The sequence below is a fragment of the Tabrizicola sp. genome (assembly GCF_031377265.1).
Classification (GTDB): domain Bacteria; phylum Pseudomonadota; class Alphaproteobacteria; order Rhodobacterales; family Rhodobacteraceae; genus JAUYQR01.
On record NZ_JANMET010000103.1, the window covers coordinates 1 to 6,626 of the forward strand.

Annotated in this window: 6 protein-coding genes and 3 pseudogenes; 7 read left to right on the top strand and 2 right to left on the bottom strand. The window is 61.0% G+C overall.

Annotated features, from left to right (window positions below; all coding sequences use genetic code 11):
• Window positions 1-508: TRAP transporter large permease subunit (locus RMO18_RS05985; RefSeq protein ID WP_309664563.1), on the top strand; the 508-nt coding region annotated here is incomplete at its 5' end.
• Between the two features lie 152 nt (window positions 509-660).
• Here the strand turns inward: RMO18_RS05985 and RMO18_RS05990 are convergent.
• Window positions 661-1,767, bottom strand: a complete 1,107-nt coding sequence (locus RMO18_RS05990) for a TRAP transporter substrate-binding protein (protein ID WP_309664564.1) — start codon at window positions 1,765-1,767, stop codon at window positions 661-663.
• Window positions 1,768-2,055: 288 nt separating this feature from the next.
• Between RMO18_RS05990 and RMO18_RS05995 the strand changes: the two genes are divergently transcribed.
• From RMO18_RS05995 to RMO18_RS06005, 3 genes and pseudogenes are all read left to right on the top strand, one after another.
• Window positions 2,056-2,448 carry a VOC family protein gene (locus RMO18_RS05995; RefSeq protein ID WP_309664565.1) on the top strand — a complete coding sequence of 131 codons (393 nt, stop codon included), beginning with the start codon at window positions 2,056-2,058 and terminating at the stop codon, window positions 2,446-2,448.
• Between the two features lie 167 nt (window positions 2,449-2,615).
• Window positions 2,616-2,924: pseudogene (locus RMO18_RS06000) on the top strand (sodium:calcium antiporter); the annotation flags it as partial.
• Window positions 2,925-3,012: 88 nt separating this feature from the next.
• Window positions 3,013-3,225 (top strand): annotated as a pseudogene (locus RMO18_RS06005) (sodium:calcium antiporter); the annotation flags it as partial.
• 118 nt (window positions 3,226-3,343) lie between these two features.
• On the opposite strand, the gene RMO18_RS06010 reads toward RMO18_RS06005, so the two are convergent.
• Window positions 3,344-3,955, bottom strand: a complete 612-nt coding sequence (locus tag RMO18_RS06010; protein ID WP_309664566.1) for a glutathione binding-like protein — start codon at window positions 3,953-3,955, stop codon at window positions 3,344-3,346.
• Between the two features lie 396 nt (window positions 3,956-4,351).
• Between RMO18_RS06010 and RMO18_RS06015 the strand changes: the two genes are divergently transcribed.
• The 3 genes and pseudogenes from RMO18_RS06015 to RMO18_RS06025 all read left to right on the top strand — a co-directional run.
• Window positions 4,352-6,106 carry an acetolactate synthase 3 large subunit gene (locus tag RMO18_RS06015; RefSeq protein ID WP_309664567.1) on the top strand — a complete coding sequence of 585 codons (1,755 nt, stop codon included), beginning with the start codon at window positions 4,352-4,354 and terminating at the stop codon, window positions 6,104-6,106.
• Window positions 6,107-6,135: 29 nt separating this feature from the next.
• Window positions 6,136-6,429: a BrnT family toxin gene (locus RMO18_RS06020; RefSeq protein WP_309664568.1), complete on the top strand. Its 294-nt coding sequence runs from the start codon at window positions 6,136-6,138 to the stop codon at window positions 6,427-6,429.
• Window positions 6,386-6,626, top strand: a pseudogene (locus tag RMO18_RS06025) (hypothetical protein); the annotation flags it as partial. The gene RMO18_RS06020 and the pseudogene RMO18_RS06025, both read left to right, overlap by 44 nt.

Consider the following 6,626-nt stretch of genomic DNA (forward strand, 5'->3'; position numbering starts at 1 on the left):
CCAGCTCGGCTTCCTGATCGTCGTCAACGTCCTGATCTTCATCCTCGCCTTCTTCCTCGACTTCTTCGAGCTCGCCTTCATCATCATTCCGCTGATCGGGCCGGTGGCGGAGAAGATGGGCATCGACCTGGTCTGGTTCGGCGTGCTGCTGGCGGTCAACATGCAGACCTCGTTCATGCATCCGCCGTTCGGTTTCGCCCTGTTCTACCTGCGCAGCGTCGCTCCGAACGACGACTACAGCGACAAGATCACCGGCAGGCGCGTCGCCAAGGTCACCACCGGCCAGATCTACTGGGGCGCCGTGCCGTTCGTGATCATCCAGGTGTTCATGGTCGGCCTGGTGATCGCCTTTCCGCAGATGGTGATGCACTACAAGGGGGCCCCGATAGATCCGAGCAATGTTCAGATCAACATCCCTGCACCGACAACCACGCTTGTGGCACCCGGTGGTGGCACCGGGCTGACGCTGGGTGCGCCAAAGCTTGGGGCGCCAGCGATCAATCCCTGATCCGCCACGATGGCCAACAAACAAGGGCCGGCAGCGCAGTGCTGCCGGCCCTTGCGTTTGCGCCACATCCGGCGCTGAAACCGGAAACGCCCTGGCAAAACGAAAACGGCCCCGGAGTTTCCTCCGGGGCCGTCCTCATTTTCGGGGTCGGATCAGAGTTTGCCGGCCTGCTGCTGCGCCATCATGAACACATCGTAGTTGTATTCGGCGATCTGCGCCCAAAGGTAAGCGTCGCGCTTGAACGCTTGCTGGCTGTCGTAGATCTTCTTGAACGGCGCGTTGGTGGCGCTGATCTCGGCGTAGGTCGAGGTCGCCGCCTCATAGGCCGCATTCATCACGTCCTGCGGGAACGGGCGCAGTTGCGCGCCATTGGCCACCAGCGTTTTCAGCGCGGTCACGTTCTTCCAGTCGTAATTCGCCATCATGTTGGAGTTGGCGGCCTCGCAGGCGGTGCGCATGATGCCCTGATAGGTGGGCGTCAGTTCATTCCACTTGGCAAGGTTGATCATGGCCGACAGGGTCGGTCCACCTTCCCACCAGCCGGGATAGTAGTAGAACGGCGCCACTTTGTAGAAGCCGAGCTTTTCGTCGTCATAGGGGCCGACGAATTCTGCAGCGTCGATGGTGCCCTTTTCCAGGCTTGGATAGATGTCGCCGCCGGCGATCTGCTGCGGCACCACGCCCAGCTTTTCGATGATCTTGCCGCCAAAGCCGCCAATCCGCATCTTCAGGCCAACAAGGTCGGCAACGCTGGTGATTTCCTTGCGGTACCAGCCGCCCATCTGCACGCCGGTGTTGCCGCAGGGAATGTACTGCAGGTTCCGGGTGTTATAGAATTCGTTCAGCATGTCGATGCCGCCGCCATGGTACAGCCAGGCGTTCATCTGGCGGTAGTTCAGGCCGAACGGCACCGTGGTGCCAAGCGCGTTGGTCGGGTCTTTGCCCCAGTCGTAGTAGGCAGCGGTATGCGCCATTTCGACCGAACCGGTTGCCGCAGCCTCGGCTGCTTCAAGGCCGGGAACAAGTTCGCCGGCCGGAAACACTTGCAGCACGAACTTGCCGTCAGTGGCCTCGGCCACGTATTTCGACATCGTCTCGGCGGCGCCATAGATTGTGTCGAGCGATTTCGGGAAGCCCGAGGCAACCCGCCAAGTGACGGTTGGCGCCTCTTGTGCAATTGCTGGTGCGGCCAAGGCAGTTGCCCCGGCAGCCATGGCTCCCCCTACGGTGGCTTTCGTCAAGAACGAGCGACGATCCATTCAGTCCTCCTCTACTGTGTGCCCTATTGTGTTGTGCTTTGGTCTGCATCGGGCGTGTCTGCGCCATGAACCCTAAAGCCCGCTCCTCCGGTTGAGAACCAAAATCTGCGGCAGTGCGGGACTTTTGGTTATATTTTCTTACCAAATGCGGCTATCCCCCTGCATTGCGGCGCTGTTGGCGCTATCAACCGGAGGGTTCAGTTGCAGGCAAGTCCTTGCGTCGATGCCAAGTCGATGCAAACTGAGAATCAGACGTGCACAAGTAATAATCGCGGTGTGGGGGCGATGATGTTCAGCTATGTTGCGCTTGGAACCAACGATATCGCCAAAGCAACCACATTCTACGATGCGGCCCTTGCGCCGCTCGGCCACCACCGGATTGATGACTACGATCCTGCTGGCACCTCGGCAGCGTGGGGGCTGGATGATCCAGGCCCACATCTGTGGCTGACCGAGCCTTTCGACGGCGGTCGTGCAGGGGTGGGCAATGGCACCATGGTATCGCTCCTTGCCACCTCGCGTGCCGCCGTCGATGCGTTTCACGCGGCAGCCTTGGCCGCAGGCGGGGTTGATCAGGGCGCACCTGGGCTACGCCCACACTACGGCCCGCACTTCTATGCGGCATATGTACGCGACCCGGATGGCAACAAACTGAATGCCGTCTGCTACAAGGCGGAATAGGGCGCAGATCGGCTGCCTGCTGGGAAACTTTCCACGTGCTGCCGTTTACTCCGCACTTGCATTCAGCTCAGTCTTCGCTCACCTCCCGGATAAATCGAGGGGAGTGATGGCTTGACCTATGTTTGTTCGTGATCGGGCTGGCAGCCCTATTCTTCGGTGGTGAATTTATGGTTCGGGGCGCATACGCCGTCGCCCGCCACGTCCGCCTGGCACCTATGGTGATCGGCCTGACGGTCGTTGGCGTCGGCACGTCGGCACCCGAGTTGCCGGTCTCGTTGCAGACGGCGCTTTAGCGCCAGCCCGCAACTGCGATTGGCACCATCCTTGGTTCCAAGATCGCCAATATCCTGCTGATCCTTGGGATTTCTGCGCTGACCGCGCCGCTGCTTATTCCCGCGCGCCGGATATGGAGCGACCTTGCCTTCATGCTGTTGGCGACAGCCGCCATCCGGGTGATGCTGATGGATGGCCTGGTGTGGCGGCTGGACGGCATCTTGCTGTTGCTTGGACCTGCGATGTTTCTGGTGGTGGCGTTCGTCACGGGCAAGCACCAGCCTGCCCGAGATGGCCACCAGCATCATCGCCGCCATCCGCAAGCAGACAGAGATTGCCGTCGGCAACATCGTCGGTTCCAACATCTTCAATATCTTCGGCGTTCTGGGGATCACCGCACTGATCCATCCGATCCCGTCGGAGGCGCGTTTTGCTGCCATCGACACGCCGTGGGTTGCAGTATCTGCGGTGGGTTTGACGGTGATTGCCGCAATGCTGGGCGGCCTGCGGCGCATTGCAAGGGGCGTGCTGCTGGCCGGCTATGCGGGATACCTTGCCCTGATGGCGCGACCTGACTTCACCGCAAGACGACAAAGGGGCGGTCACCCGCCCCTTCGGTGTGTCAGAGCATACCTTCCGCACGCATCGCCGCCTGCACCGCGGGCCGCGCGGCAACCCGTTGGCGCAGCGCCACGATGCCGGGATAGCGCGACAGATCATGGCCGAAACCCTTGGACCAGCCGGTGATGGTGAACAGGTACCCGTCAGCAAGCGTATAACCGCTGGTCACCAGATAATCCCGCCCGTCAGACAGCAGGCCTTCGATCCAACCAAGCTTGCCGTCGATCAGGGCCAGCTGAGCCTGACGCGCCTCATCGGTTTGGCCGGGGCGGAACAGCGGGCCGTAGCCGGTTTTGTGCAACTCACCGCTGATGAAGTTCATCGCTTCCTGCATCCGTGCCCGCTCCAATGTGCCAGTCGCGGGCGCAATCCCTGCCCCACCAACGCTGTCGGCTGCGTATTGCATGATGGCCACGCCTTCGGTCAGCACCACGCCGGGCGAGATTTCCAGCGCAGGCACAGATCCCTTCGGGTTGATCTTGCGGTAATCCGCACCGTCAGCCGTGGTCTTGGTGCGCAGATCGACACGCTCGGCGCTGAACGGCGCGCCCGTCTCATAAAGCGCGATGTGGCAAGCCAGCGCGCAAGTTCCGGGGGTGAAATAGAGCTTCATGTCGGTATTCCCTGTCCTGATCCGGCGGAGCCGGGTCTTCGGTGCCGCCCGTCTATTCCGCTGACGTGGGGAAGTCGCCCTGAAAAGCGAGTCGCATGCGCGCAGGCTCTGTGCAATTTCGATGAAAAATCCTAAAGTTGCGCTCCGGATCGCGAATTAGCAACAAATGTTCAAAAATTACCACAGATTGCGACACTTTCTGTTTGCAAATCCGGTTGACGCCCGTCATATCCCCTCCTAAGGTTCCAACCGAACGTGAGGGAGCGGCCCATGGCCCTAATTCTTGTCATCGTAGGAAGGACGCGCATGGGCCGGTAACGGTTTGACCCAGTTCAGGTTCCCATGCGCCCCCGATTGAAAACCGGGGGCTTTTTGTTGCGCGAAGGAGAGACGGAAATGACCAAGCAGATGACCGGTGCACGGATGGTGGTTCAGGCCCTGAAGGATCAGGGTGTCGAAGTCGTCTTTGGCTATCCGGGTGGCGCGGTCCTTCCGATCTATGACGAGATTTTCCAGCAGAACGACATCCGCCATATCCTTGTGCGCCATGAACAGGGTGCCGTTCACATGGCCGAGGGCTATGCGCGCAGCACCGGCAAGGTGGGCGTCGCGCTGGTGACCTCCGGCCCCGGGGCCACCAATGCGGTGACCGGCCTGACCGATGCGCTGATGGACAGCATCCCGATCCTTGTGATCACGGGTCAGGTCCCGACCTTCATGATCGGCACGGATGGCTTTCAAGAGGCCGATACGGTGGGCATCACCCGCCCCTGCACCAAGATGAACTGGCTGGTCAAGGACACAGCGAAACTGTCGGAAACCATCCATCAGGCGTTCCATGTCGCCATGAAAGGCCGCCCCGGCCCGGTGCTGGTGGACATCCCGAAAGACGTGCAGTTCGCGACCGCCGACTACACGCCGATGGAAAAGGTTCGCATTCCACATTACCAGCCGAAAACCGTCGGCGACCCCGACCAGATCGCCCGTCTGGTCGAGATGATGGAAACCGCTGAACGCCCGGTCTTTTACACCGGCGGCGGCGTGATCAACTCCGGCCCCAAGGCGAGCCAGCTGCTGCGCGAACTGACCGCCGCTACCGACTTCCCGATCACCTCGACGTTGATGGGTCTGGGCAGCTATCCGGCATCGGGGAAGAACTGGCTTGGCATGCTGGGGATGCACGGGCTGTACGAGGCGAACCTCGCCATGCATGGCTGCGACGTGATGATCAACATCGGCGCGCGGTTCGACGACCGGATCACCGGGCGGATCAAGGATTTCTCCCCCCGCTCGCGCAAGGCGCATATCGACATCGACCCCTCATCGATCAACAAGGTGATCCGGGTCGATGTGGGCATCGTTGGCGATGTCGCCGAAGTGCTGGCCGAAGTTCTGCGCCAGTGGAAGGCGCGCGGGTCCAAGACCAACAAGGACGGGCTGGCGAAGTGGTGGCGCCAGATCAACGAATGGCGCGCCGTCAAATGCCTGACCTACAAGAACTCCGACAAGGTGATCAAACCGCAATATGCCCTCGAACGGCTGGAGGCGCTGACCAAGGGGCGCGACCGCTATATCACCACCGAGGTTGGCCAGCACCAGATGTGGGCCGCCCAGTTCCTTGATTTCGAGGACCCCAACCGCTGGATGACCTCCGGCGGCCTTGGGACCATGGGCTACGGCCTGCCCGCCTCCATCGGCGTGCAGATCGCGCATCCCGACGCGCTGGTGATCAACGTCGCGGGTGAGGCGTCGTGGCTGATGAACATGCAGGAAATGGGCACCGCGATGCAGTTCCGCACGCCGGTGAAGCAGTTCATCCTGAACAACGAACGCCTCGGCATGGTCCGCCAGTGGCAGGAGCTACTGCATGGCGAGCGGTATTCGTCGTCGTGGTCGGAATCGCTCCCGGATTTCGTGAAACTGGCCGAGGCGTTCGGCTGCAAAGGCATCCGCATCGACGACCCCGCCGATCTCGACGAGGCGATCAAGGAAATGCTGGCCTATGACGGTCCGGTGATCTTTGACTGCCGGGTCGAAAAGCACGAAAACTGCTTTCCGATGATCCCGAGCGGCAAGCCGCATAACGAGATGCTCTTGGGCGATGCGGATACGGCGGGGGTGATCGGAGCCAGGGGGGCGGTGCTGGTTTAGAGTTGTAATGGTATAGTTTTGCAACCATAATGGAAGAATTCGAGTTCGACCCGGTCAAGAGCGCGGCCAACCACCACAAGCACGGCATCGACTTCGTCGAGGCGCAGGCATTGTGGCGGGTTGCGGGGCTGGACCAGGTCCTGGCCTATACAGGTGAGGCAAGAAAGTTGCGGACAGCGCGGATCGGAGCGACGTTCTGGTCTGCAGTTTACACGGAAAGAGGCGCGGCTTTGCGGATCATTTCCGTGCGCCGGGCGCGAAAGGACGAGGTGGATGACTATGAACGTTGTTACCCAGAGCAAGGGCACGGTGACGAGCGTTGACGGCTCGCGCACCATCACGGTCGAAGAATTCGATCGCCTGTTCGACGAAGGCAGCGACGAGATCGAGGCCTTCATCGACCGCAGCAAAAGCCGGATGGTCCATCCCAAAGCCCAACGCGTCAACGTCGATTTCCCGCCCGTCATGGTCGGCTCTTCGATCCGGATTCATACCCGTTTCTTGAAGGCCGTCCCGCAGG